This is a genomic window from Mammaliicoccus sp. P-M59 (genome assembly GCF_022386135.1).
Taxonomy (GTDB): domain Bacteria; phylum Bacillota; class Bacilli; order Staphylococcales; family Staphylococcaceae; genus Mammaliicoccus; species Mammaliicoccus sciuri_A.
The window spans coordinates 11,412-36,022 of sequence record NZ_JAJNJJ010000015.1; the positions used below are offsets into that span (position 1 = coordinate 11,412).

Here is a 24,611-nt window from a genome sequence, read left to right on the forward strand (position 1 = left end):
TCATGTGACCTGCACACCTTATGATTTACTTTTACACAATATTGATTTAGAATTGGTATATAAAGAATTAAGATATCTCTTAAAGAAAGTTGCAATTCTTTCAGACTTTTATATTTATGTATACCCAATTCATGAATATAATACATCTTAAATTTTAGAAAGGTGATCAAAATGGATAATAACCAACCAAAAGACGTTATTCTCATTGGTGCTGGTATTTTAAGTACGACATTTGGTTCTTTTTTGAAAAATATTGAACCAGATTGGAATATTAAGTTATTCGAAAGATTAGAACAACCAGCTATTGAAAGTTCAAATGAAAAAAATAATGCTGGTACAGGTCATGCTGCGCTATGCGAATTAAACTACACAGTTGAGCAAGAGGACGGTTCAATTGATGTTGAAAGAGCGAAAGAAATTAACGAGCAATTCGAAATTTCTAAGCAATTTTGGTCATACTTAGTTAAGAGCAAAGCTATCGAGAATCCACAAGAATTCATTAGACCATTACCTCACATTAGTTTCGTAATGGGTATTCGAAATGTAGATTTCTTAAAACGTCGTTATGATGCATTAAAATCTCTACCAATGTTTGAAGGCTTAACTTATACAGAAGATCATAAAGTATTAGCTGAGTGGATGCCTTTAATGATGAAAGGTCGTAATTCAAACGAGCCCCTTGCAGCAAGTAAAATTGACGAAGGTACAGATGTTAACTTCGGTGAATTAACGCGTAAATTAGTTAAAAATATCGAAAAACACGAAAATGCACAAGTTCATTTCCGTCATGAAGTAGTAGACTTTAAACAACTTTCTAATAGTAAATGGGAAGTTAAAGTTCGTAACTTAGAAACTGGTAAAGTAGAAACGCATGTTGCTGATTATATCTTTATCGGTGCAGGCGGACATGCCATTCCATTACTACAAAAAACAAAAATTCCTGAAAGTAGACATCTTGGAGGATTCCCAATTAGTGGTGCATTCTTAGTATGTAACAACCCTAAAGTTGTAAGTGAACATAATGCCAAAGTTTATGGTAAAGAGCCACCTGGCACACCACCAATGACTGTACCTCACTTAGACAGACGTTATATTCAAGGAAAAGAAAGTTTACTATTTGGTCCATTCGCAGCAATCGGTCCAAAATTCTTGAAAAACGGATCTAACTTAGATTTATTTAAATCTATTAATACAAGTAATGTTGTGACAATGTTATCTTCAGGTGTTAAAAACTTATCACTTGTAAAATATTCAATTCAACAAGTATTACAACGTAAAGAAGATCGTATGAAAGAATTGCGTCGATTTGTACCAGATGCAAAAGACGAAGATTGGGATATTCATATCGCTGGTAAACGTGTACAAGTTATTAAAGATACAGAAGAACATGGCCGTGGATTTATTCAATTCGGTACAGAAGTTGTAAATTCAGAAGACCATACTGTAATTGCTTTATTAGGTGAATCACCAGGAGCATCAACATCAGTATCTGTAGCTTTAGAAGTAATCGAGAAGAACTTCCCTCAATATATGGATAAGTGGGAATCTAAAATTAAAGAAATCATCCCTTCATATGGTGAATCTTTAATCGAAGATACTGATTTATTGAAGAAAACTCGTAAACAAACAGCAGAAGCTTTAGAATTAAACAAATAATTTTGAACAACAGAAGCCATTCCGTTAAGTCGGAATGGCTTTTTATGTTTAAACGCACGAAGACTGAGAAATATCGTGCGCGGAGGTACGAAATCAGGGCATAACGCACGAAGACTAAGAAATATCGTGCGCTGAGGTATAAAATCAGGGCATAACGCACGAAGACTAAGAAATATCGTGCGCTGAGGTACGAAATCAGGGCATAACGCACGAAGACTGAGAGATATCGTGCGCTAAGGTATAAAATCAGGGTGTAACGCACGAAGACTAAGAAATATCGTGCGCTGAGGTATAAAATCAGGGCATAACGCACGAAGACTAAGAGATATCGTGCGCTGAAGTATAAAATCAGGGCATAACGCACGAAGACTGAGAGATATCGTGCGCGTATAAATGAATCGTTCAATTTTTAAGAAATCCTACTTTTAGAATTGTCCACTCCAACTATTCCTTCTAATTATTTGCTTGTGTATTATTATTTCATTTATCAAACAATAAAATTTCAAATTATTTTAGTGTGAGATGTGATTTTTTAGCTTGGTGATTGGTATTTCAATGATTGTATATATACGATGCATGAGTAATTTAATAGTCTTAATATTTTATTTATATAACTTATATTTTTATAGATGTAATAAGTAACAGTAGATAATAAGGTTCTAAACGACAGATAATTATTTTGAAAAATATTATAACTACGGTATGTGAGGAGGTACTAAGTGTTAGTTGCAATTATTGCGAATTTGTAATTAAAAAGATATTGTCGTATACCTTTTTACTTTTCTTTCATATTTACACTATGTTATATTTACTAATGTAAGGGCTTACATTTTATTGGGGAGGTCTTTTATGGAATGATTGTAATTATGAAAGATAGGGGATAATCGTATGCAAATTATTTCGTTCGAAGATTTGAAAGACATTGTCAAAAGTGGAGATGTTATTTCACTGGCAGCTTTATCAGTGAGTAATTTACCTGTGAGTGTCTTAAAGCATTTGGTTAAAGCTCATGATGATTATGGAAATCTTAATGATTTAACTTTTATGGTTGCGAATGATATTAGTGATTATCGTGGTGATGGTTATGATTTAGATTCATTTGTGAGTAGAGGTATGGTTAAAAGGCTCATTATGAGTATTATCATTGGTTCACCTAAAACGATAGAAGCGATAAAGAATAATGATGTAGAAGCATATTTTGTACCGCAAGGATTGTTAGCTACACATTATCGTAATTCGTTAGCCAAATTTCCAGATATGATTTCTAAAATAGGTTTACACACTTCCGTGGATCCTAGATTTGATGGCGGAAAAGTCAATGATGTGACTAAGGAAGATATCGTTTCTTTATTAGAAATTAATAATGAGGAATATTTACAATATAAATTTCCTAAAGTTGATATTGCATTGCTTCGTGGTACATACGCTGATAGCGAGGGGAACATTTATATGCATCATGAAGCACATTTGGGAGAGGGCTATGGTGCTGCTTTAGCGGCGCATCAAAATGGCGGAAAAGTTATTGTACAAGTTAAAGAAATTGTACAACATGGTAGCTTTAAACCGACAGAAGTCTTTATTCCTGGAGAGCTTGTGGATTATGTATGTGTAAATGATGACCCAAAACATCATAGACAGACCATTCAAAATTATTATGACCCAGCTATTTCGGGTGAATATAAAGTGCTTAGTATGCCTGAACCAGTTAATGAATTGAGTACACGTAAAGTGATTTTACGACGAGCTGCCCAATTTTTAAATGTAGGTAATGTTGTGAGTATAGGGTTTGGTATTAACAATGAATTATCGAATTTATTAGTTGAGGAAAAAGCTGAAGATTTAGTTCAACTGAATATAGATACAGGTGTATTTGGTGGAATGATAGGAAGTGGTCAAAACTTCGGATTAAATTACAATTTAGATGCGAAGATGCGACATGAAATGACATGGGACTTTATTTATAGCGGAGGCATAGATGTAGCTTATTTAAGCTTTGCTGAAGTGGATCAGTTTGGTAATGTCAATGTTTCAAAATATGGCGATAGAATGAATGGTTGTGGGGGATTCATAGATATTAGTCAAACGGTCCAAAAAATTATTTTCTCAGGAACAATGGTAGTAGGAAGTAAGACTACTTGGAATGATAAAGGTTTAGTTGTTGAAAAAGAAGGTCATGCTCAGAAATTTGTTGAACAAGTGCATAATATGGACTTCAATGCATCATATGCTAAGTCGTTAAATCAAGAGGTCTATTATGTAACGGAACGCGCTGTATTCCAATTAACTGATGAAGGTGTCAAATTAATTGAAATTGCAGCTGGATTAGATTTAGAGAAAGATATTCTATCCAATATAGCATTTCAACCGATAATTGCTGAAGAACTTAAAATAACGGATCAGCAAATTTATCAAGAAAATTGGGGAGGATTGCAACAATGTATTAAAGACAATGGTTCAAACTATTAAGGGGGTAGTTTAATATGAATTACGATTGGATTAAAACGAGAGCGCAATATGACGAAGAAAAGGCGGCAGTTACCGATCCACTAAAAGGAACAGAATGGACTTATCAAGATTTAAATATTCGTGCTGAGAACTTAGCCAACCATCTTGAAGAACAAGGTATTAAAAAGGGAGATGTCGTTGGGATATTTGCACCAAATGATGTAGCGGTGATTGACTTACTATTCGCTTCATTTAAGATTGGCGCAGTATACTTTCCAATGAACTGGAGACTCAAACCGAACGAAATTGAAAGTGTTATTGAAGATTCAGGTGTGAAGTTTATATTCTATGCAAATCGTCATTTAAGTAGTTTACAAGGGATTGCAGATGACTATTTACACATGGATATCGATTCACCTGAATATGATGAACTTGTAAATCCTAAAAATCATAAACCATTCAAGACAGTAGATGTAGGTCGTGATGATTTAGCGGCATTAATGTACACAAGTGGTACAACAGGATTACCAAAGGGTGTCATGTTCACTTATGATTCATTCACATCGAATGCGATTAATACGATACTCACTTATAAAGTGAATTCAGGATTTTCATCTATTATTTCGTTACCAATGTTCCATGTATTTGGATTTAATGATTTAGTCATTCCATTGTTGATGGCAGGTGGCTCACTCGTATTACATCGTTACTTCGAAGGTGAACAACTCAATGATTTAATGGCTAAATATAAACCGAATTACTTATCGCTTATTCCAACAATGTATTACGCCATGTTAGTAGCACCTAACTTTGATGTGAAGAATTTTGACAATATTGATTTTCTTATTCAAGGTGGTTCAGCACCGTTACCTGGTGTTCAGAAAAAATTTGCAAGCATGGGGTTAAATATTATTAATGGTTATGGCTTAACAGAAGCACCATTAGCGATGATAAATACACCTACTAATTCACTTAAAAAGCCAATGAGTATAGGGAAGCCAGTCATGTATGTAGAATCAAGATTATTTGATGAAGATTTCAATGACGTACCTGTAGGTGAAATTGGTGAATTAGCGATTAAAGGTAAACAAGTTACACCTGGTTATTGGCAAAAACAAGAAGAAACGGATAAATCTTTCCATGATGGCTATTTCTTAACAGGTGATTTAGCTCGTATAGATGAAGATGGCGATATATTTATTGTAGATAGAAAGAAAGAACTGATTATTACAGGTGGAGAGAACGTCTTACCATCTGAAGTTGAAATTGTTCTAGCTGGTCATCCACTCGTAGCACAATGTGTTGTCGTAGGTTATGAAAATGAAAAATTTGGAGAAACTGTAGCGGCTGCTGTGTTACTGAATGAACAAGACCCAGATTTCGTAGAGAAATTAGATGCTTATATGCGTGAGAACTTAGCGAGTTATAAAGTACCTAAGAATTATCTATCCGTAACGAAAATGCCATTAACTTCAACTGCTAAACCAGACAAGTTAGAAGTGAAAGCTATGATGAAGAGAAAGTTTCAACAATAAACAAAGATGACGCTAACATGAATACTAAATTTTTTTAGATGTAAATGTAAGCGCTTTAATAACATTTGGAGGTCATATATATGTCAACAAAATTAGAAACATTAAAAGCATTATTTCCAGAGGATGTACTGAATATTTCGAAACAATTAACAGATGGTGAAGTGAAGTTCTTAAAACAACTTGATGATTTATTAGAAGAAAAATATCGTCCAACAATCAACGAACATTGGGTGAATGCAACAGTGCCAGAAGACTTCTTCGATGATATGGGTAAACTCAACTATTTCCAAAACCCATTATTATTTGAAGGGCGTGAAGGTGCTAAGACGCCTAGTCAATTATTCCAATTTTTCATGTCTTATGTCGTAGCAAGATTCGATGTATCTTTAGTGACATTATTAGGTGTTCATCAAGGATTGGGACATAATTCATTCTTATTTGGTGGTAGTAAAGAACAAATTGCTTACTACATCCCTAAATTACAATCACATGAATTAAGAACATGCTTTGCGTTAACAGAACCAGAACACGGATCAGATGTTGCAGGTGGACTTGAAACAACTGCAAAACGTGAAGGCGATAAATGGATTTTAAATGGTGAAAAGAAATGGATAGGCGGCGCGAATTTAGCAGATGTTATTCCGGTATATGCTGTTGATGTTGAAACAGGTAAACCTAAAGGCTTTATTATTAGACCAGAACAAGCAGGTGTAGATATTGAAGTGATTGAAAATAAAATCGCTTTAAGAATTATTCCAAATACAATTATTAAATTAGACAATGTAGAAGTTGAAGAAGATCAAAGACTTCAAAATATAAATGGCTTTAAAGATATTGCGAAAGTACTTTATTCTACACGTGCAGGAGTTGCATATATGGCAACGGGTGCTTTAGCAGGTGCTTTACGCGCAACGCTTGATTATGTAACAGAACGTAAACAGTTCGGTAAAGAAATTAGTAAATATCAATTAATCCAAGAAAAATTAGCTATGATGCAAGGAAATTTAGCACATTCAATGTCTATATGTGCCCAACTTGCTAGAATGCAAGAAAATGGTGAGTATGACGAAGTTGCCACTTCAACTGCTAAGATGATGAATTCACTTAGATTAAGAGAATCTGTAGCAATGGGTCGAGGTATCACAGGTGGTAACGGTATTTTAGCTGAATATGATATTGCGAGATTCTTCTCAGATGCAGAAGCAGTATACACATATGAAGGTACACACGAGATCAATGCACTGTTAATTGGACGTGCATTAACTGGAGATTCAGCATTTATTTAAGCTAACTGAGCAAGACGAAACACACTCAGAATATATGAATTTGGAGGACTTTTTATGACGATAAGTAAAGCGACCGTTCTAGGTGCAGGTACAATGGGTAGTCAAATTGCTGCACTATTAGTGAATGCAGGTTTAAAAGTAAAATTATTAGATATAGTAATCGATGAAAAAGACCCGAATAAAATTTCTAAAAAAGCATATGATGTGATTACAGATGCTAAAAGACCTTTATTATTCGATTTAGAGTTTGCATCTAATTTATCTTACGGTAATTTTCAAGATGATTTAACAGGTGAAGATGATGCTGATATTTATATTGAAGCGGTTAAAGAAGAATTAGATATTAAACATCAAGTTTGGAAACAAGTTACTCAAGTTGCGAAAGATAATGCGATATTTGCGACGAATACTTCAGGTATTCCAATTGAAGCAATATCTAAAGCATTTAGCGATCAAGATAAAGAAAGATTTTTAGGATTACATTTCTTTAATCCACCTCGCATTATGAAACTTGTAGAGGTCATTCCGAATCGTAATACGTCAGATGCGATCGTTGAAAGAACACAAGTATTTGCTGAAGAAGTACTTGGTAAAGGTGTTGTCGTTGCGAATGACGTGCCTGGATTTGTAGCGAACAGAGTCGGTACACAAACGATGAATGACATTATGTATCGCGGCGAAGAACAAGGATTTTCAATTATTGAAGTAGATGCTTTAACGGGTAGAGCAATTGGTAGACCGAGTACTGGAACATATGGTTTATCTGACTTAGTAGGTCTAGATATTGCCGTTACCGTTACGAGAGGACTCCAACAAGTGCCTGAAGAGCAACCATATTTCAAAGATACTAAAGTTGCCGATACACTTGTGAAAAATGGCTCGTTAGGTAGAAAAACGAAACAAGGTTTCTATAAAAAAGATAAAAAGACAAGACTTGTTTATGATATAGAAAGCGATACGTACGTACAACCTGAACCGCCTAAATTCGAAATTCTTACTAAATTTAGTAAAGACTTAAAATCCAATTTAGATGTCATTTTTAATGCTGAAGATGATGCAGGTAAATTCTTATGGGAAACATTAAGAAATAATTTCTATTATTCAGCGATTAATGTTCCTAAAGCTGCATCTGACTTTAAAGATGTAGACCGTGCGCTTGTATGGGGATTTAACTGGAAAAAAGGACCGTTCCAACTTTGGGACTTAATGGGCTTTGACCGTGTTAAAGATAGAATGAAACAAGAACTCGGTGAATTACCTGAATGGATCGAACAACAAAGCGGTGGCTTCTATAAAGAAGGCGAATCAATAGAGCGTGTCACACCGACATCAGCTTTCATCGATCGTGAAGTTTGGAATAGAGAAGATTCTAATTTATCAGTAGCAAACAAAGATCAATTATTACTTAAAATTCAAAGTAAAAATAATATTATATCTGACGGCTTTGCGAGCGACTTAATTGAATCGATTGATTTATTAGAACAAGAAGATTATACAAGCATGGTTATATATGCAGATGGCAATAATTTCAGTGTCGGTGCAAACTTGTTCTTAATGAAACAAGCACATGAAAGTCAGAAAGTAGATGAATTAGTAGGTCCAGCAATTGATAAATTACATGAAAGTTTCGGTAGAATGAAATATTCACTTAAACCTATTGTAACTGCAGTTCACGGTAGAGCTTTAGGTGGCGGTTGTGAAGTTGTCTTACATTCACCATTTATCGTTGCTGCGAGTGAAACGTACATTGGACTAGTTGAAACTGGTGTAGGTCTATTACCTTCAGGTGGTGGATTAGCAGAGTTTGCAGATAGAGTGCTTAGAACAAATCATAAAAATGATGACAAACAAGCATCGATTACGAAAGTATTAATGAATGTAGGCTTAGCTAAAGTATCTACAAATGCATACGAAGCTAAGAGATATGGGTATTTAAGAGATATCGATACAATCATTTTCAACAAAGAAAGACGTGTTGAAGTTGCTTTAAATAAAGCGAGATATGAATCTGAAGCAAACTATATTCCTAAACCTAAAACTCAATATCCAGCGCTAGGCAGAGATTTTAAAGCTTTAGCACAAGCTGAACTAGATGCGCAAAGAATTGGTCACTTCATTAGTGATTATGATTACGAAATTACTTTAAAAGTTGCACATATACTTGCAGGTGGAGATTTACCTCGTAATACGTATATTAATCAACGATATATTCAAAAGCTTGAACGAGAAGGCTTTTTATCTCTACTCAAAAATGAAAAAACATATGATCGTATTACGCATATGTTAGAAAAAGGTAAACCATTACGTAACTAATGAAGTGTTGAATAAGAGAGGATGGATATCAATGCAAGAGGCATATATAGTAGCATACGGACGTTCTGCAGCAGGTAAAGCTAAACCAGGTGGTGCATTATTTCATGAAAGACCTGATGAAGTTGCAGCTCAAGTATTAAAAGGTGTACTCAATCGTGTAGGTGGTACATTTGATGGTAGTATGGTTCAAGATGTTATCGTGGGGAACTCTTTTCCAGAAGGATTACAAGGTCAAAATATCGCACGTTCAATAGCATTACTTGCTGGATTACCAAATGAAGTTCCTGGACAAACGGTTAATCGTTATTGTTCTTCAGGCTTGCAAACTATTGCGATAGCAGCAAATGAAATTATGTCTGAGCAGGCAGATGTGCTTGTAGCAGGTGGCGTTGAATTAATGAGTGCCGTACCAATGGGTGGTAATGAGCCAACAAATAATCCAGAGTTACAAGAAGCGGATACAGGTGTTTCTTATCCTATGGGACTAACGGCAGAAATGGTTGCTGAAGAATATAAAGTTTCAAGAGAAGAACAAGATGCTTATGCAGTTGAAAGTCATAAAAGAGCATCAGAAGCACAAAAATCAGGTAAGTTTGAAGATGAAATTATACCAATTGAAGTGCATAAAGTTAAATACGATGAGAACGGTCCAAATGTAACGAAAGAAATATTTAAACAAGATGAACTCATTCGTCCAGAAACAGATTTAGAAACATTATCTAAATTAAGAACAGTATTTAAAGCTGACGGCACAGTTACAGCAGGTACATCGGCTCCACTTACAGACGGTGCAGGATTTGTTGTATTGATGTCAGGCGATAAAGTAAAAGAATTAGGCGTGAAACCAATTGCTAAATTTGTAGGATTTAAAGCAGTAGGTGTAGACCCTAAATTAATGGGCATAGGACCAGCTTATGCAATACCAGAAGTATTAGAATTAACGAATTTATCAGTAGATGATATCGACTTAGTAGAACTCAATGAAGCATTCGCATCACAAACAGTAGCATCTATTAACGAAGCAGGGTTAGATATTAATAAGACAAACGTTAACGGTGGTGCAATAGCGCTCGGTCACCCACTCGGTGCAACAGGTGCTATGTTAACAGGTAAACTATTGTCAGAAATGAGTAAACGCCCAGACTCCAAATACGGTATGGTAACAATGTGTATCGGCGTCGGAATGGGAGCAGCAGGCATATTTGAATATGTAAGATAATTTATGTAAAGCATTCGATCATACGGTCGAATGCTTTTTTTGTTGAGGTGAGGGTGTGTGAGGGTGAGTAAAATATGTGAAATCGGAGAAGATGTGAGTTAAAGGTGTAGTAAACTCACAAGATTGCTGAAGATGTGAGTTAAAGGTGTAATAAACACACGAGATTGCTGAAGATGTGAGTTAAAGAGGCAGTAAACTCACAAGATTGCTGAAGATGTGAGTTAAAGTTGTAGTAAACTCACGAGATTGAGAAAGATGTGAGTTAAAGAGGCAGTAAACTCACAAGATTGCTGAAGATGTGAGTTAAAGTTGTAGTAAACACACGAGATTGCTGAAGATGTGAGTTAAAGTTGTAGTAAACACACGAGATTGCTGAAGATGTGAGTTAAAGAGGTAGTAAACACACGAGATTGCTGAAGATGTGAGTTAAAGAGGCAGTAAACTCACAAGATCGTAAAAGATATGAGTTAAAGGAGTAATAAACTCACATCTCTCCAAATCTCATCTCAAACAAAAAAGAGGCTGGTACATAAAGTATGTCTCAGCCAGTTTTAGTATCTTGGCAGTAGATGACTGAATTGAAATACGCTTGTTTCAAGCTTTTTCAACTCTAGTCATCCTTGCCGGGGCGGGACTACGAAATCTTTTTATACAAATTAGATTTATGTCCCGCTCCTCTCCAATCATTACTTCTTTTCCTATGATTGTTTATTATATTTTTCTTTTTCAGCTTCTCTTAATTCAACGCGGCGTATTTTGCCAGAGTTTGTTTTTGGTAGTTCGGATACAAATTCGATTGCTCTTGGATATTTATATGGTGCGACGTCACTTTTTACGTAAGTTTGTAGTTCTTTGACGAGTGCTTCGTCGCCTACGATATCATTTTGTAAGATGACAAATGCTTTGACGATATTACCTCTGATTTCATCTGGGCTAGCAACGACTGCGCATTCTTGTACTTTCGGATGTTTAGTGAGTGAATCTTCTACTTCGAACGGTCCGATTGTATAACCTGAACTAATGATAATGTCATCTTCTCTACCTTTAAACCAGAAGTAGCCATCTTCGTCTAATCTTGCGCGGTCTCCAGTTACATAATAGTTTCCACGTTTTGATTTTTCGGTACGTTCTTCGTCTTTAAAATAGCCTTGGAATAATGATGGTGAATCTAATGAAACGGCAATGTCTCCTGTGGCACCGTTTGTTATTGGGTCACCATCTTCGTCTATTACAGTTACATAACTACCTGGTATTGCTTTACCCATAGCACCTGGTCTGCTTTCTGTATCTTTTAAAAATGCGATAAGTAATGTATTCTCAGTTTGGCCATATCCATCTCTTACTTTAATGTTGAAGTTATGATTGAATTGTTCGATGACTTCTTTATTTAATGGTTCGCCAGCTGATACAGCACTGTGTAGATGTTTCAATGTATAGTCTGAAAGATTAGGCAGTTTAGCCATTAATCGGTATTCAGTAGGTGTACAACATAATGCGTTAATTTGATGTTTTTCGAGTAAGTCCAAATATTTAGCTGCATTAAATTTACCATTATAAACAAATGCGATGGCGCCAGATCCTAATATTGAAAGGAATGGACTCCAAATCCATTTTTGCCAACCTGGTGCTGCAGTTGCCCATACAGTATCTTTGTCTGTAATACTTAACCAATGTTTTGGCGCTGTTTGAATGTGTGCAAATCCCCATCCATGTGTATGTATAACAGCTTTTGGTAAACCAGTTGTACCAGATGTATATGATAAAATTGCGATATCATCACGTTTTGTTTCATCAACTGTAAGTTCTGAGCTTGCAGTTTGTATTGCTTCATCGATAGAAATCCAATCTTGTTGTTTAGAGCCTACAATAAATTTAGTAAGTTGATCATATTCTTGTATATTTTCAAATTCGTCTGTACATTGATCAATGACTACGACTGCATTGACTTCACCATGCGTAATGCGATGTTGTAAGTCTTTAGTTCTTAACATTTCTGAACTTGGAATGATAATAAGGCCAAGTTTAAGTGCAGCAATGTAAACTTCATATGTTTTAATGGAGCGTGGCATCATAATAAGTACTTTGTCGCCTTTTTGAAGACCTTGTGCTTTAAAGATGTTGCCCACTTTATTTGAATTTTGTATAAGTTTAGCGTACGTAATCGTTTCTACGTTGCCATCGACATCTTCGAATATAATGGCTTCTTTCGTTTCATCTGCTGCATGTCTTTCGATTTCATTAACAATATTGTATGTTTCTGGTGCTATTAAGTCTGATCTATTCATGTTAATCTCCTCGTTTGTTTAATATATTGTTTTATTCTAACAGTGAATAATCATTAATACGAATAAATGAAACTATAGAATATTTTAAATAGTCAAACTATTGACATTTGTTGAAAATAAATATATGTTATTAAAGTATATAAAATTTCATAGCATCTAAACTTTAGCAAGTGGCTAATCGATATTGGTTAATTGAAAAAGTAAAAACGGTGCAATGACTCACGATTAAAAATTTCAAAAATGATTACATATAAATAATAAGGAAGCAATTAAAATAACGATAAGCGTTAGTTTGATTGAAGCCGACAATTAAAGCAAATCTACACGAGAGGTTTGTTTTAAATTGTCGGCTTTTTTTATTGCTTTTAACAGAAAAGGAGCAACCGACATGACAGGTTTATTAGTATTATTTTTTATTTCAATTGGATTAGCGCTTATAAGTAGCATCATATATTTAGCACCAAAAGTGGCAAAGACATATATTAATGTTCACTTAATAATCGCATTTATACCAGTGCTAATCGCATTAATTGGCTTGTGTATGACAAGCGGAAATGTATATATAGGATTTTGGCATTTAGATAAATTGTCATGGTTGCTCGCACTCTTTATTTTGAGTATTGGTCTTATTATTCAAAGATTTTCCGTACGCTATTTAGATGGAGATGCACAGTATCGTAAATATTTTTCATTATTTACTTTTCTGACAGTGTTTGCTTCAGTTGCTTGGTTAAGTAATGATTTAAGATTAATGGCGATATTATGGGGGTTAACGTTATTTTGTTTAACGCGTTTAATCGGTTTAAACAAACAATGGCACATTACGAAACGTTTAGCGAAAAGTACTAGCATGATCTTTATTGTTAGTTGGATTGCTTTAGTAATCGCGATTTTGCTGACATACAATGTAACGGGTGAATGGCAACAGTCTACTATATTTAGTGAAAGCCATCTTGACCAATTTGATTCGTGGCAAGGTGAGGTTATTCAGTTGATGTTAGTGATATCAGTCATCATTCCAGCAGCTCAGTGGCCATTTCATAGATGGCTAATAGAATCTGTAGCGGCACCAACTCCTGTTTCAGCAATTATGCATGCCGGTATTGTCAATGTTGGTGGCGTCATTTTAACGAGATTTGCACCGATTTTTACAAATGAATGGATAATTGGGTTACTTATCATTATCGCAACGATTTCAGTATTGATGGGAGCAGGCATTAGTTTAGTACATGTGGATTACAAAAGGCAGTTAGTAGGTTCAACGATTGGACAGATGGGCTTTATGCTTATCCAATGTGCTTTAGGTGTTTATTCAGCAGCTATTGTTCATCTTATGTTACATGGACTATTTAAAGCGACATTATTTTTACGTTCTGGTTCTGCTGTAAGAACTTTTGATATGCCTTCAAGAATGAATGAAAGTGTGTCATATATATGGGTTCTAGTTGGTCGATTATTATCCATTATGATTGGTATTATCTTTTGGCTTATGGATCCGACAAGTAGTTACCAAATCATTAGTGCGCTTATATTAGCTTGGTCATTATCTGTTTCATGGACACAACTGGTCGCGTATGGTGAAGGCAAGTTAGGTAGAATCATTGGATTATTAGCATTATTAATTGTTGGTTTATCATACTTTGGTGTACATCATCTATTCCATGATTTGTTACATCAATACGCAACAAATGTGAATCATACACCTATATTTGCAGTCATTATCATGATTGTATTGCTGTTAATAGGAAGTGCACTGAACTTGTGGGTTGCAAGAAATCATTCATCTAAAATCGTCACGATTATATATTTATGGATTGTACATTTAGGTGAATCGAAAGTGCAAAATATTGAAACACATCCACGCTATTTGAAAAATCATACGTTTAAAGGAGGTTATCAGCATGACGCAAACAATTGAATCAATAAATGGCATCACATATTCAATTAAAGAGGCAAGTCGTGTCATAACACCACTTTCTCCTATTAATATATTTGCAGCGAGACATCCTTGGGCGGCTTTAGAAGATCGTACTTTTGAAGATGTTGCGAGATGGTTTCAAAAGGTACAGAATGTCGATTTGTATCCGAACGAAAGTTTATTATTTGCTGCAATTGAAAATGGAGAAATTAAACAGGAATATATAGAAGAACGATTATCGGCATGGCTATCGAACGATAATACGCCATTAAATAAAGAGATGTTAAGAGAATATGCTGAAAGTATATTGTTTAATAGAACTCATAAGGTGAATCTTACTGAACAAGATCTACAACAATTAAGAAGATCAATAGAAAATGTTGCACTAAATAAACAACAAGATGATGACATTATTTTAAGTACACGTATTGAAGAATATTCTGGACAGGCGTATTTAGATAAGTTGAATGCACAAATGATTAAGTGGAGTAAATTATATCTGGATGATAATCAATCAGGATGGGCAATCCATAAAGATGGTAAAGGTTTCTTTAAAAACTGGAAGAGGTTAGCTCATTTGGATCCCGCTTTATCGAAGGCAGAGAGACGTAAAATAAAAATGCTACCATCAACATCTATTGAAACAATAGAAAGCTGTTTAGACAAACTTGGTATATCAGAAGCACAAGTACAATCATATCTTGAAATACACTTGTTGGCTTTACCAGGATGGGCAGGTATGATGCTTTGGAAAGACGAACGTTTAAACTTGCTGACGGATTATTTAGCCATAAGATTGGCTTTGGAATGGACATTAATGAGTGAGCATGCTCAAGAACAACAATATACTGACTATGACATTTCTCTAGTACAAACTTGGTTTGAAAGTGGCATTTTAACGTTGGAAAATTGGTTTGCATTATCTCAAAGTGAACGAGAAGATTATATAGCATTTGCACATCAATTTGATCGCATTACACAACATAAATTATTGCTAGAAGCTTGGGAAGATACGTATGCGTCACAATTACAAAGTGAAATTCAATCTCATATCCATCATGAAGATGATAAAGCACCTGTCGAGGCTCAGCTCGCTTTTTGTATTGATACGCGTTCGGAACCTTTTAGAAGACAATTAGAAATGGAAGGTCCTTTCGAAACGATTGGTATCGCAGGATTCTTTGGATTACCAATTGAAAAGTGTGAACTAGGACATCAACATACACATAATGCTTTACCAGTAATGAATAAACCGCAACATAAGATTTATGAATACGAAGATGCACATCAATCCAATCATTACGTTGAAAAGAAAAAAAGTATTTCGTCAATATTTTATACATTTAAAAAAATGAAACAAAATGTATTACCAAGTCTATTGCTTCCAGAATTAACAGGTTCATGGCTAAGTTTACAAACGATTGCGAGAAGCTTTATGCCTAAACGTACAGGAGATTTGGTCAATCGATTTAATAAAAATCTTATGAATAAACCGGATACGAAACTTTCTATAGATCATGCGCCCAATCGGTTTGGTGATTTACCTATTGGATTTACGAAACAAGAACAGCTTACTTACGCACGAGAAGCATTGAAATTAATGGATTTAACGGAAGATTTTGCGCCATTAGTGGTCATATGTGGACACGGTAGTCATAGTGCTAACAATCCTTATGCAGCTTCATTAGATTGTGGCGCGTGTGGTGGTTCAGCGAGTGGCTTCAATGCGAAAGTATTAGCTACTTTATGTAATTTACCTGAAGTTAGGGAAGGTCTCATAAGCAATCACATTATGATTCCGGAAGATACAGTCTTTGTTGCTGCTGAACATTGTACGACAACTGATCAATTAGAATGGCTATATGTGCCACAACTTTCGAATCAAGCTGAGCGCGCATTAGAAAAATTAAAACTAGCTTTGCCTAAAGCTGGGGATCAAGCAAATCGTTTAAGACTTGAAGAGATTCCAGGTATGGAACATTCAAACGAACAATCCACAACTAAAGCAGAACAGTTGGCAAGTGACTGGAGTGAAATTCGACCAGAATGGGGATTAGCTAGAAATGCAACATTTGTTATTGGTAAGAGAACATTAACAGAGCAATCACAATTAAATGGTCGTGCATTCCTACATAATTATGACTGGACGAAAGATCATGACGGTGAAATTTTAAATACGATTTTAAGTGGGCCGGCGACAGTTGCTCAATGGATTAACTTACAATATTATGCTTCAACAGTAGCACCTTACTATTACGGAAGCGGCAATAAAATCACCCAGACGGTGACGAGTGGCATAGGTGTTATGCAAGGAAACGGTAGTGATTTACTAACAGGTCTCCCTTGGCAATCAGTCATGAAGGCAGATGGAGAATATTATCATGCACCGATTCGATTATTAGTTGTGATACAAGCGCCGAATGATTACATTCGTAAATTGCTCAATGAAAATACTGCGCTTAACACGAAAGTTAAAAATGATTGGTTATTGCTATCAAGTATAGATGAAAATGGTGAATGGCATAAATGGTAAATAAATGAGCAGGACAACAATTTATGTCCAAGACTCGAGAGGATGTATAATATGAATGATGAAAAAAATATACTCATACTATCTGATTTAAATACACATCTAGAAAGCCAACTTGTTGAATCTTTAAATTTCAACCCAAATCATGTCATGTCGATACAAAGCTTTCAGGCAGAAATTGCGCATGCATATGGTGATGTGATGCGATCTATTATTATCGCGATTTACGAATATGATATAGAGAATGTTTATATCATTAGAAAGTCAGATGATAAACAAGTGATCGCATTACCTGAAAGTGTCAAAAGTCATACAGAAAAAATTAAAACACTTGATTACTTATTTGAAAATTGTAAGCCTGAGTTTAGTAGTGACAATATTCATGAATGGTTAAATGGTGAAAGTGATATTCATCAAAGTATTAAACAAAGCATTCATCAAGTGTCTAATCATCCACTTATACCATCTGGTATTACAATAAACGGTATGACCATCAATCAAAACAATATTGAAACAATTGCTGAACATTTAACATAAAGCAAAATTAGCATTAAGGAGAGACAAATATGGAAATGACTAAAGGAGCATGTGAATCAAAAATTAGTAAAGCCATTACACAATGGGAAAAAGAATATCTAGGTAGAGGCTCTCTATCTGTTAAGACAGATATTTTAAGAGATATGATTATTGTTGATTTACAAGGTGTCCTTACACCTGCAGAATATAGCGTATGTGAAACACAAGAAGGTTTATTGAGTATAAAACGTACACGTTCAAAATTAGTAGAATCAGATATGGATCATTTATACCAAATGATATTTGATATAACCCAACAAGACGTCAAAAGTTTCCATACAGATTTAAGTTCAAGAACTGGTGAACGTATGATGATCTTTAAAATGCATCATAATATAGAAGAACTTTTTAATAAATAATTGCCAGAAATCGATAATGAAAACCCTTTAAAATTAAAAAATAGAAAGATAGTCATAATTTTAATAAAAGTTAATTAAAAATTTACATTAGCTTAACAATTATAGTTTATTATTCACAATGGTTACAATAACTTTAAAGAGGTGTGTTATGGAACTCTCGGCATTACAAATGATTTTTACATTCATCGGTGGATTAGGTATCTTCCTTTACGGGATTAAACAAATGGGCGATGGCTTACAAGCAGCAGCAGGCGACAGATTAAGAGGTATATTAAATAGATTTACAAGTAATCCGATTATGGGTGTACTTGCAGGTATGATCGTGACAATTTTAATACAAAGTAGTTCGGGAACAACGGTTATCACAATCGGACTCGTAAGTGCTGGATTTATGACGATGCGACAAGCAATAGGTGTTGTCATGGGTGCCAATATCGGTACGACGGTCACAGCATTTATTATTGGGATTAACATTGGTGAATATGCTTTACCAATACTAGCATTAGGAGCGTTTTTAATTTTCTTCATTCAAAAAAGAAAAGTTAAAAATATCGGTATGATTTTCTTCGGATTTGGATCACTATTCTACGGTCTAGAATTAATGAGTGGTGCGGTGAAACCACTTGCTAATTTAGAAGGCTTTAAACAAATTATGTTAGATATGTCTTCTACGCCGATATTAGGTGTACTTGCAGGTACATTTGTGACGTTAATCGTTCAAAGTTCAAGTGCAACGATTGGTATTTTACAAGGTTTCTATGCCAATGATTTAGTATCATTACATGGTGCATTACCTATCTTGTTAGGTGACAATATTGGAACGACGATTACAGCTGTACTAGCAAGTTTAGCAGGCTCTATCGCCGCTAAGCGTGTTGCGATGGCGCATGTTATGTTTAATGTTATCGGTGCGACAATTTTCTTATTAATTTTACCATTCTACGAAATGACGATGGAATGGATTCAACACGCTATGAATTTAAATCCAAAAATGGTTATAGCATTTGCACACGGAACATTCAATGTAACAAATACACTTATACAGTTACCATTCATCTTTGCATTAGCTTGGATTGTAACGAAAATCATTCCAGGTGAAGATGTAAATGAGAAGTATAAACCGAAATATCTTGATAATAATTTAATTAATCGAGCGCCTAGTATCGCGCTTCAAGAGGCTCAAGATGAAATTCAAAATATCGGTAAAATGACTGTTTCAATGTTGAATAATGTTGAAAATATTGATGAAAAAGCAATTAAAAAGCATAAAGATAAACACCTTGCAGTAGATAATATGTATGATAATGTACGTCAATATTTAAATAAATTATCTGAGAAGAAACTATCAGCTAAAGATGCTGAAAGGCTATCTGTTTTATATGATGTTAATAGAACAATATTGAAAGTATCAACGTTAACAGAATCATACTTAGAAGAATTGCAGAAGAAACAATCAGCTGATATTCAAATTTCATCAAAAGCAGAAGAAAGCATCGAACGATTATATGATCACGTAAAAATTTCATATGAAAAAACGTTTGAAGTATTTGATGTTTATGACAATTTGAAAAAAGACGAAGTTGTGAAACGAAGCCAAGATTCATATGTACTAGAGCATGACTTACGTAAAAAACATATCAAGAGATTAAGCTCTGGAGAATGTTCACCAGAAGGTAGCCTTGTATATATCGACATGATATCAATCCTCGAAAGAATTGGTTACCACTCACGAAATATATCAGAATCTATGATTAATCTCGGAGAGCATTCATACACACAAACAACTGAAGTGAAAATATAAATAATTACCACCTCATTTTGCTGATTTAATCAGGTAGAAATGAGGTGGTATTTTTATAATTTGCGATTTTGTTTGTGGTCATTTATTTCATATAATTCAGTTGTTTTTCTATTAATCATACTGAAAATATTTTTAACTTATGAAAATATATTCAGATGTAAAATATAAGTGTCTTTACAAGTGTTATTCGTTGGTGTTTATTGTTTTTTATTTTAACATAGTTATATAAACAAAAATGTAAGCGATTGCTTAATATTATTAACTGTCGCATAAATACATAAAAGGGGTTGTACATATGAGTTTGAATGTAGGAATTATTGGTTGTGGTGGTATTGCGAATGGTAAGCATTTACCGAGTTTACAAAAAATAAGCGAAGTGAACATTGTTGCTTTTTGTGATATTGATATTGATAAAGCACAAGCAGCAGCTAAGGAATACGGTACGGAGAATGCGAAAGTTTACGAAGATTACCAATCACTCTTAAAGGATGATGCTATTGATGTCATTCATGTATGTACACCGAACAGTTCTCATAAGGAATTAACGGTTGCGTCATTAGATGCAGGTAAACATGTTATGTGTGAAAAACCTATGGCTAAGACGACAGAAGAAGCGCAAGAAATGATTGAAGCGGCTAAACGTAATGGCAAGAAACTTACGATTGGTTATCAAAATAGATTTAGACCTGACAGTCAATATTTACATAAAGCAACAGAGCGTGGTGACTTAGGGGATATTTATTTCGGAAAAGCACATGCTATTCGTCGTAGAGCAGTGCCGACTTGGGGTGTCTTCTTAGACGAAGAACAACAAGGTGGTGGTCCTTTAATTGATATTGGGACACATGCACTCGATTTAACGTTATGGATGATGGATAATTACGAACCAGAATCAGTAATGGGTTCAACTTTCCATAAGTTAGGTAAAAAAGAAAATGCAGCTAATGCATGGGGACCATGGGATCCTGAAAAGTTCAAAGTAGAGGACTCAGCTTTCGGTTTTATTAAGATGAAAAATGGTGCGACAATCATGCTTGAATCAAGTTGGGCGTTAAACTCTTTAGAAGTAGATGAAGCAAAATGTTCATTATCTGGTACTGAAGGTGGTGCCGATATGAAAGATGGCTTAAGAATCCACGGAGAAGACTTTGGTTCTTTATATACAACGCAAGTAGAACTTGAAAATAAAGGCGTTGATTTTTATGAAGGTGAAAAAGTAGACGAAGCTGAAGTAGAGGCACGTAGTTGGATTGACAGTATTCTTAATGATACAGAGCCTGTTGTGAAACCAGAACAAGCAATTGTGATTACACAAATATTAGAAGCACTTTATGAATCAGCTAAGACTGGTAAAGCAGTATATTTTGACTAAGAAGGGGTTTTATTAATGAACATAACAGTATGGAATGAATATAGACATGAAGTAGAAAGTGAAGAAATAAAAGCAGTTTATCCTAATGGTATTCACAATGTTATTGCTGAATTTTTAGGTGAAGAACATGACGTTAAAACAGCAACATTAGATGAAGCGGAACACGGATTAACGGATGAAGTATTAGCTGAGACTGATGTCTTGTTATGGTGGGGTCATAAAGCACATGATGAAGTGAAAGATGAAATCGTCGAAAAAGTAAAAGCACGTGTACTAGATGGTATGGGTCTTATCGTGTTACATTCTGGACATTTCTCTAAAATATTCAAAAGTTTGATGGGTACGACATGTGATTTGAAATGGCGCGAAGCAGATGATAGAGAGCGACTTTGGGTAGTTGATCCAACACATCCAATTACAGATGGATTAGGGCAATATATTGAATTAGAAAAAGAAGAAATGTACGGCGAACACTTTGATATACCGGCACCAGATGAAACTATATTTATTAGTTGGTTTGAAGGTGGAGAAGTGTTTAGAAGTGGTGCAACATTTAAGCGCGGAAACGGAAAGATTTTTTATTTTAGACCGGGACACGAAAGTTACCCTACTTATTATAATGAAGAAATTCAACAAGTTATTAAAAATGCTGTTAAGTGGGCGAAAAATGACCGCACACCAAAACATCAATATGGTAACGCACAACCTTTAGAAGAAATTAGTAAGAAATAAAATAGGAGATTATATTTATGGATAAACTTAAACTAGGTGTTATAGGTGTCGGCGGTATCGCACAAAACAGACATATACCAGCTTTACAAAAATTAAATCACTTAGTTGAAATTGTGGGTGTACAAGATATTAATGAAGAACTCGCTAAAAAAGTGTCATCACAATTTCAAATTCCAAATGTCTTTTCTGAATATGAGGAGATGTTTAATAGTGTAGATGCGGTCGTCATATGTACACCAAATAAATTTCATGCAGAAATAACTGTTGCAGCGTTAAATGCAGGTGTACATGTATTTTGTGAGAAACCAATGGCTATGAATCGCAAAGAATGTGATGCAATGATTGAAGCGGCAAATCAATCCGGTAAAGTGCTCGCAATAGGCTATCATTACCGCTTTACAGATGCCGCAATAACAGCTCGTCGTGCAATTGATGAAGGTGTTGTAGGTGATGCGCTTGTAACGAGAGTACAAGCATTGCGTCGAAGAAAAGTGCCAGGTTGGGGTGTGTTTACAAATAAACAACTTCAAGGTGGCGGCAGTCTAATTGATTATGGATGCCATTTATTAGACCTTGCTTTATGGTTACAAACGGATGCGAAACCAGTCGAAGTATTAGGTAAGACGTACAATCGTTTGAGTAAGACACCTAATCAAATCAATGATTGGGGAACGTTTGATCATGAAACGTTTGAAGTAGATGACCATGTATCTTCATTTATAACATTTGAAGACGGTTCAACGATGCAGTTCGAATGCTCATGGTCTGCGAATATTAAAGAAGATAAAATTCACTTAAGTATGTCTGGTGTAGATGGGGGTATTAACCTTTATCCATTTGAAATTTATCAACCTCGATTTGGTACATTTTTCAACGAACAAGCATATGCTGAACATAATGAAAATATTGCTGCAGAACGTCAGACTTTAAACTTTGTGAATAGTTGTTTAGGACTAGAGTCGCTGGTCGTGAAACCTGAAGAAGCTAGACGCGTGAGTGCATTAATAGATGCAATTTATGAAAGTAGTGAACAAGGAACGAGTGTTAAAATAAAATAAGGGGTGTTACATATGAAAATTGGTGTATTTACAGTACTTTTTCAAGATAAAACGTTTGAAGAAATGTTAGATCATGTTGCAGAATCTGGATTGAAAATGGTCGAAATCGGTACAGGTGGGAATCCGGGTAACCATTTTTGTAATGTAGATGAATTGTTAGAAGATGAAAGTAAAAGACAAGCATTTATGGACGCTATCAAGAAACGCGGATTAGAAATCAGTGCATTCAGTTGTCATGACAATCCTGTTTCACCAGATAAAGAACATGCTAAACAAGCACATGAGACATTTATTAAATCGGTAAAATTAGCTTCGATTCTAGGTGTCCCAGTTGTTAATACATTTTCAGGTATACCAGGATCAGATGAAGACGCTAAACATCCAAACTGGCCAGTAACGCCATGGCCAACAGCATACTCAGAAATATTAGAGTGGCAATGGGAGAAGAAGTTGATACCTTATTGGAAAGAAGCGGCCCAGTTTGCTAAAGACCACAACGTTAAAATAGGTATTGAACTACACGCTGGATTCTCAGTACATACACCACATACACTTTTAAAACTTAGAGAAGCGACAAACGATGCGATTGGTGCGAACTTAGATCCGAGTCATTTATGGTGGCAAGGCATTGATCCGATAGCAGCTATTAAAATTTTAGGTAAAGCTGGTGCGATTCATCATTTTCATGCAAAAGATACTTATATCGACCAAGAAAATGTCAATATGTACGGACTAACAGATATGCAGCCGTATAGTTCAGTTCAAACACGAGCTTGGACATTCAGAACAGTCGGTTATGGACATAGCCCACAAGTATGGGGAGATATTATAAGCGCGTTGAGAATCAATGGATATGATTATGTCGTGAGTATAGAACATGAAGACCCAATCATGTCAGTAGAAGAAGGATTCCAAAAAGCAGCACATAACTTGCAAACAGTGAATATAAACGAATCATTAGATAATATATGGTGGGCATGAAGAAAACCATGGTTTCAGCTTGAGTGCTGATACCATGGTTTTTATTTTTGAGGGGGGTGAATCTAGGGGGATGGGGTCTGTGAGTGGAGGGCGACGATTTTGAGGTAAAAATCTTAGTTAACGTCGAAATATACTCACGAGAGCCCCGAAGATGTGAGTTAAAGTTGTAATAAACTCACGAGATTCACAAAGATGTGAGTTAAAGTTGAAGTAAACTCACGAGATTCGTAAAGATGTGAGTTAAAGCTGAAGTAAACTCACGAGATTCGCAAAGATGTGAGTTAAAGCTGAAATAAACTCACGAGATTCGTAAAGATGTGAGTTAATGTTGAAATAAACTCACGAGATCGTGAAACATGTGAGTTAAAGTTGAAATAAACTCACGAGATTCACAAAGATGTGAGTTAAAGTCTAAATAAACTCACGAGATTCACAAAGATGTGAGTTAAAGCAGAAATAAACTCACGAGATTCACAAAGATGTGAGTTAAAGCTGAAGTAAACTCACGAGATTCGCAAAGATGTGAGTTAAAGCTGAAATAAACT

General features: G+C 35.1%; 16 protein-coding genes. 15 read left to right on the forward strand and 1 reads right to left on the reverse strand.

What is annotated here, in order from left to right:
* Positions 1–171: 171 nt before the first annotated feature.
* The 6 genes from mqo (at position 172) to LQ617_RS15455 (ending at position 10,454) form a co-directional block, all read left to right on the forward strand.
* Positions 172–1,656 (forward strand): malate dehydrogenase (quinone), encoded by a 1,485-nt coding sequence (mqo, locus tag LQ617_RS15430; protein ID WP_239740768.1) that lies wholly within the window; start codon positions 172–174, stop codon positions 1,654–1,656.
* Between the two features lie 888 nt (positions 1,657–2,544).
* Entirely contained in the window at positions 2,545–4,122 is a 1,578-nt protein-coding gene (gene fadX / locus LQ617_RS15435; protein ID WP_239740769.1) for a fatty acid degradation protein FadX, read from the forward strand.
* Between the two features lie 14 nt (positions 4,123–4,136).
* Positions 4,137–5,636 (forward strand): long-chain-fatty-acid--CoA ligase FadD, encoded by a 1,500-nt coding sequence (gene fadD, locus LQ617_RS15440; RefSeq protein ID WP_037589230.1) that lies wholly within the window; start codon positions 4,137–4,139, stop codon positions 5,634–5,636.
* Positions 5,637–5,716: 80 nt separating this feature from the next.
* Positions 5,717–6,922, forward strand: coding sequence for an acyl-CoA dehydrogenase FadE (gene fadE / locus LQ617_RS15445; protein WP_037589231.1), 1,206 nt, complete (start codon positions 5,717–5,719; stop codon positions 6,920–6,922).
* Positions 6,923–6,976: 54 nt separating this feature from the next.
* Entirely contained in the window at positions 6,977–9,235 is a 2,259-nt protein-coding gene (fadB, locus tag LQ617_RS15450) for a 3-hydroxyacyl-CoA dehydrogenase/crotonase FadB (RefSeq protein WP_239740770.1), read from the forward strand.
* Between the two features lie 31 nt (positions 9,236–9,266).
* Positions 9,267–10,454: a thiolase family protein gene (locus LQ617_RS15455; RefSeq protein ID WP_107576754.1), complete on the forward strand. Its 1,188-nt coding sequence runs from the start codon at positions 9,267–9,269 to the stop codon at positions 10,452–10,454.
* 698 nt (positions 10,455–11,152) lie between these two features.
* On the opposite strand, the gene mbcS is transcribed toward LQ617_RS15455, so the two are convergent.
* Positions 11,153–12,739: an acyl-CoA synthetase MbcS gene (gene mbcS, locus LQ617_RS15460; protein ID WP_239740771.1), complete on the reverse strand. Its 1,587-nt coding sequence runs from the start codon at positions 12,737–12,739 to the stop codon at positions 11,153–11,155.
* A 388-nt stretch (positions 12,740–13,127) separates the two neighbouring features.
* On the opposite strand from mbcS, the gene LQ617_RS15465 reads away from it, so the two are divergent.
* From LQ617_RS15465 to LQ617_RS15505, 9 genes are all read left to right on the forward strand, one after another.
* Positions 13,128–14,657 carry an NADH dehydrogenase subunit 5 gene (locus LQ617_RS15465; protein ID WP_239740772.1) on the forward strand — a complete coding sequence of 510 codons (1,530 nt, stop codon included), beginning with the start codon at positions 13,128–13,130 and terminating at the stop codon, positions 14,655–14,657.
* On the forward strand, positions 14,641–17,190 hold the full coding sequence (locus tag LQ617_RS15470; RefSeq protein WP_239740773.1) for a DUF2309 domain-containing protein: 2,550 nt from the start codon (positions 14,641–14,643) through the stop codon (positions 17,188–17,190). The genes LQ617_RS15465 and LQ617_RS15470 overlap by 17 nt, the downstream gene beginning before the upstream one ends.
* A gap of 51 nt (positions 17,191–17,241) precedes the next feature.
* Positions 17,242–17,724 (forward strand): carbonic anhydrase, encoded by a 483-nt coding sequence (locus LQ617_RS15475; RefSeq protein ID WP_025907235.1) that lies wholly within the window; start codon positions 17,242–17,244, stop codon positions 17,722–17,724.
* A 29-nt stretch (positions 17,725–17,753) separates the two neighbouring features.
* A complete protein-coding gene (locus LQ617_RS15480; protein ID WP_126477819.1) occupies positions 17,754–18,122 on the forward strand; it encodes a Na-translocating system protein MpsC family protein in 369 nt (122 codons plus the stop codon).
* A gap of 148 nt (positions 18,123–18,270) precedes the next feature.
* Entirely contained in the window at positions 18,271–19,923 is a 1,653-nt protein-coding gene (locus LQ617_RS15485; protein WP_119594041.1) for a Na/Pi cotransporter family protein, read from the forward strand.
* A gap of 295 nt (positions 19,924–20,218) precedes the next feature.
* Positions 20,219–21,295 (forward strand): Gfo/Idh/MocA family protein, encoded by a 1,077-nt coding sequence (locus LQ617_RS15490; protein WP_129407440.1) that lies wholly within the window; start codon positions 20,219–20,221, stop codon positions 21,293–21,295.
* 15 nt (positions 21,296–21,310) lie between these two features.
* Positions 21,311–22,027 carry a ThuA domain-containing protein gene (locus LQ617_RS15495; protein WP_048540505.1) on the forward strand — a complete coding sequence of 239 codons (717 nt, stop codon included), beginning with the start codon at positions 21,311–21,313 and terminating at the stop codon, positions 22,025–22,027.
* A 17-nt stretch (positions 22,028–22,044) separates the two neighbouring features.
* Positions 22,045–23,085 (forward strand): Gfo/Idh/MocA family protein, encoded by a 1,041-nt coding sequence (locus LQ617_RS15500; protein ID WP_239740774.1) that lies wholly within the window; start codon positions 22,045–22,047, stop codon positions 23,083–23,085.
* 12 nt (positions 23,086–23,097) lie between these two features.
* Entirely contained in the window at positions 23,098–24,066 is a 969-nt protein-coding gene (locus LQ617_RS15505) for a sugar phosphate isomerase/epimerase family protein (RefSeq protein WP_232188011.1), read from the forward strand.
* Positions 24,067–24,611: the final 545 nt, after the last annotated feature.